3 protein-coding genes and 1 pseudogene are annotated in these 4690 nt (G+C 69.4%); all 4 read left to right on the top strand.

Annotated elements, in window-relative coordinates; genetic code table 11:
- Positions 1 to 1923, top strand: a 1923-nt coding sequence (locus tag AB0M52_RS30850) for a hypothetical protein (protein ID WP_363961010.1), incomplete at its 5' end; no start/stop codon positions are given.
- 259 nt (positions 1924 to 2182) lie between these two features.
- Positions 2183 to 3118 (top strand): hypothetical protein, encoded by a 936-nt coding sequence (locus tag AB0M52_RS30855; RefSeq protein WP_363961012.1) that lies wholly within the window; start codon positions 2183 to 2185, stop codon positions 3116 to 3118.
- Positions 3119 to 4313: 1195 nt separating this feature from the next.
- The gene (locus tag AB0M52_RS30860; RefSeq protein WP_363961014.1) at positions 4314 to 4523 is read left to right on the top strand and encodes a helix-turn-helix domain-containing protein; all 210 of its coding nucleotides are present in this window, start codon (positions 4314 to 4316) and stop codon (positions 4521 to 4523) included.
- Positions 4524 to 4526: 3 nt separating this feature from the next.
- Positions 4527 to 4690: pseudogene (locus tag AB0M52_RS30865) on the top strand (site-specific integrase); the annotation flags it as partial.

Consider the following 4690-nt stretch of genomic DNA (forward strand, 5'->3'; position numbering starts at 1 on the left):
CCACAGCTGTCGATCGACCTGAGCTCGCCCACCGCGATCGCGGCCACCATCGGCCGATCCGGAGCCCGCATCCCCGTCCTCATCGGCGGCCGGCACATCCTGCCCACCGGCATCGCCATCGACCCGGCCGGGCACCTCTACTTCGGCGTCGACGCCACCGCAGCCCAGAGCCTGCCCGCCGGCCACCGGTTCGTCTCCGATCTGGTCAGTCTCCTCACCAGCCCATCCCCCGATGCGGAGCCGGTCGATGGGGTGGGGCTGCTCGCCGGGCTGCTGCGACACATCGCCGAGCACGCCGCCCACCACGTCGGCGAACCCATCGCGGCACTGACCATCACGATCCCGGCCAGCTGGGGGCCACGCCGCCGTGGCCTCCTCACCGACGCCGCGACCCGCACCGGACTACCCCCACCGTCTCTGGTCACCGCCCCGGCCGCCCTCGCCGCCTACGCCACCACCGCCCTCGGGCTCCACGCACCCCCTGGTTCCTGCCTGCTCACCTGTCACGCCGACCAACGGCCCGCCACCCTCACCGTCCTGCAGGCACAAGCCGACGGCTACACCGAGTTGGCGACCCAGCCGGTCGAGCAGCCCCACGACCTGGACCAGATCCTCGCCGACCACGTCATCACCACCGCCACCACCGACGACGACCCGCTCCGCGACAGCCTGCACCAGCCCGATCCCCACCACGACGCGGCAGCGGTACGCGGTGCCGTCCGGCAGGCCCGACACGCCCTCGCCACCCACGACCGAGCCCCGGTGCTCCTGCCCGCGCCACGCCCACCCACGGTGATCACCCGCGCCGACGTCACCACCGCCGCGCAGCCACTGCTCGACCAGATCCCCGCCACCGTCGACAGCATCCTCGACGCCGCTGACGTCGACCGCGAGCACCTCACTGCCGTCATCGTCCGCCACGCCGGTCCGGTACCTGGGCTGGTCGACACGCTCACCACCGCCGCCGGCGCCACCGCCGGCCCGGTCGAGCAACCCCACGCGCTCGCCGACGGGGCACTCGCCCTCACGACACCACCGCACCGTGCCGCCACCGCCGCCACCGCCCGGCTGCCGCGTATCCGACTGCGAATCAGCGACCTCACCGCCCCGGTCGTGCTCGGCGGCTGCTCGCTGGCCCTGCTTCTACAAGCCGTCCACAGCGCCGATATCCGCACACTCGAGGGACGAGTCACCGGCGTCATCGTCTCGATGCCCCACCTCGGCGCAGCCGGCGCCCTCGCCGCACTCGCCGCCTACGCCGTCGCCCACCTCGCCCCCACCACCTGGCTCGCCGGACCGTCGCGCACCCCCACCCCGACAGCCGAACCCACCACCGGCCGCCTCATCCGACACGGCTACCTCGCCGCCGCCGTCGGCGGACCCGTCACCGCCGCCCTCTACGGCCTCGCCTTCGGCACCGCCGTCGAATTCACCTACCGGCCATTCCTCACCTGGACCCTCGGCTGGGCCCTCCCCCTCGCCGCCTGCGCCATCCTCATCGCCGCCGCCGCACCCCGCATCCCCGCCAACGACCTACCCGAATGGCTCACCCGCGCCAAACCCGTCACCACCCACGCCACGATCGCCGCCACCGGCATCCTCCTCATGATCACCGCACTCACACAAATGCCCATGAACAGCACCGGCGTCGGCCTCATCGGCAGCACCGGAGCCGCCCTCATCGGCATCGCCACCGGACTCACCATCACCCGCATCCGCACCATCCGCATCATCACCGCGACCGGCCTGGCCATCGGCTACGCACTCGTACTCACCTGGCCCAACCACGGCGCCCTCATCACCGGCTACCTCATTGCCCTCACCTGGTGGGCCATCAACCTCACCGCCCACACCCTCCGACTCGCCTTCCGCGATGTGAGAGCAACCATCCAGCGAATCACCGACGGCCACAACACCAGATGACGGGCCGAGCTACCGGCACTGGCGCGAAGCCAGGTACGGCTCGACGTAGCTGCGCTGAGGATCAATCCCCTCCCAGCGATCGGCCACGCGACAGACGCCGAGTGCAGCCGTGAAGCCGAACGTAACAATGCGTAACAGCAGCAGCACCCCGGTCAACCAGTCGCCCCACGTACGCTCTTGCCGATGAGCGGATGGCCTCGTCGAGCGGGTGATGTCATGACCGTTCCTCCAGCCGACCTTGTTCGGCTAGGTTCGTGGCGTGTCTCGCGTGATCACCAGGTTCTCGGCCGGTCTTGTGCAGGCGTACGACTTCTCAACCGGCCCGGTGGCGGCGTCGGACGTGGTTCCCACTGTGGTGTTCCCGGTCGGCGCGGCAGCCCTGGAGCCGGACAGCTGCGCCGTGGCGCCCGACTTGAGCCGTGCGTTGTACGCGACAATGAACCGGGTGGCATGTATTGACCGTGACGGGGCGACGCTGTGGCAGCTCGGCTTCGAGCCCGCTTCGTCTGCCCAGCCCAACGCCTACACCTGCTGCGGTTTCTCGCTCGACGGCAAGGTCGTGTGGATCTACCGCCCGGACGCGATGGCGCGTAATGCAGGCACCGACACGTGGCTGGCGGTCGACGCCGGCACCGGCCGGATCCTGGCTCGAACGGATCTCGGCTCGGTGGGCCACAGTGGCGTGCAGGTTGCGCACCCGGACGGCGACCATATGCTGCTCGACGTCGGCGAGGGACAGGACGGCACGCGCGTGTACCGGGGCCGGCTCGTCGGCGACCGGATCGACCTGTTCGAGTACCCATGGAGCAACCGGATCCTGGTCTCGGTCGCTCCGGATGGCCGCCACCTCATGACGGTGGACCACGAGTACGCGGACGCAGCGTTCCACACGTACCCAGACGGTGCGGTCGTCGCGCAGATTCCGATCGAGGCGCTGGGCCATGAACCGTTCGACGCATTCGTCGAGCCCAGCGGCGGGTACGTCGACGACTCCACCGCCGTGGTGACCGTCGCGGGTGAAACCGAGGACGAGCAGGAGTGGTTCGAGCGGTATCTTGTCGATCCGCGTACCGGCGAAATCCGTGGCCGGCTCGACGCGCCGTCGGCGCACCAGTACGACTTCGAACCGCTCGGCGACGGCTCCTGGCTCAGCAACACCGATGGCCAGCTCCGGCGCCACACTCTGGGAGGCTGACCACAACGGCCCGCGGTCACCCATGTGGTCGCCGAGGGCGGTGATTGGCCGCGGTATCCGCTTCTGTCGCGATCCGGTGCGAGCGCGCCTCGCCCAGGAAGTGACGGAGTGTAGTCAGCGATTGGGCTCGCCGTGCGACTTGGAGACTTGCTCGGCCGATGTCGTCGACCTTCCGGGTACATCGATCTCCGTAGGCTCTCTCTGGCGTACCTGCATGTGTACTCGGGCCTGTGCCTCGATAGCGAGATCCTGGCCGCGTACCTCGTTGACTCGTAACCCGACTCCGGGCAGCGGCCGGGCCGCCGCGTAGTTGCGCGCCGGACGGGGCGAGATTTCGGCACATCGCCAGCCTTGACGGGCCCAACGGCGAACAGCTGCGTGGCTCCCGGCTCCGACGGTGGGATCCGCAGCCGGACGTTCATGTGCCCGCGTGGTCGGTTCTCCTCACCCTGCGGACACGCAAATCGCCACTGCCGTCAACGCGTGGTGCTCCACCGTGTGCCGCGACTTCAGCAACGCGAAAGCGCGGCGTCAACGCCTGCGCCCTGGTCAGCCGGATCTCGGCTTGACGCCGGCAAGTCCGGCCAGCACACCAGTCTCGCACTCCCCCATTTCTCCAGTGCTGGCTGACACCCGGCGCTCCCGCCGAGTGCGCCGCAGCCAGCGCCCACCCGAGCACCCTCACCGAAAGGCCACCCATCATGAGAACGCTTGCGAATCTCCGAATCTGCATCGAACTCGACAAGACCAGGCGAACGAGTGCTACGGCCAGGTCAACACGCTCCTACGCGCCCGAGCCCCGTACGAACTCACGACAAACTTCACCATCGGGCGAAGGCTCCGCAGCCGCCCCTCATCCACGCCAGGTTCTGAAGGGTCAGCGTAAGGATGCCTGCCCTCACGTGCCGCAGAGTCTCACCTACGCAGAGATCAACGGCAGGCTTGACACCCTGGGGCCGCAACGGGTGGATAGACGTCCACAGCAGACAAATCCAGCGACCGCGCATCGCAGCGGCAGCGCCACCGACCCCAGGTCCCGGCACGGCCGGGATCCCGAAAGGACAACCGATCCATGCCCGCACCACCCCCCACCTACACCCGGACCCGCGCCATCAGACGCCACCGGCCACCGCAACGCTGCCGACCGCGCCGGGCCGCCCCAGCAACCAGATTCGGCCAACACGTTAGGCCGGCGATGAACGGCCCGGCCGCCCCCGAATGGCGGCCAGACCCGCTACTGACCATCGATGACCTCGCCGCCTGGCTGGGCAAGCCCAAGAACACCCTCTACGCCTGGCACAGCCGAGGCAAAGGACCCCGCGCCATCCGCGTCGGCAACACCCTGCGCTACCGACGCAGCGAGGTCGAACGCTGGCTCGACGACCACACCGACGTGGAGCGGTGAGCCATGGCCCGTCCTGAACTACCCATCGGCACCTCCGGCAAGATCCGCACCGAGAGACTCGGCCCTGGCCGGTTCCGCGCCAGAGTCCGGTTCCGTGACTACGACGGCGTGACCCGCGACATCGAGGTCACCAACACCACCGGCCCGGCCGCCGTCCGGGCGTTGAA

Source organism: Micromonospora sp. NPDC051296 (assembly GCF_040682255.1).
Classification (GTDB): domain Bacteria; phylum Actinomycetota; class Actinomycetes; order Mycobacteriales; family Micromonosporaceae; genus Micromonospora; species Micromonospora craterilacus.

Excerpts from the sequence above, each read along its gene's own strand:
- AB0M52_RS30860 (WP_363961014.1), top strand. The coding sequence starts at position 4,314 with ATGAACGGCCCGGCCGCCCCCGAATGGCGGCCAGACCCGCTACTGACC.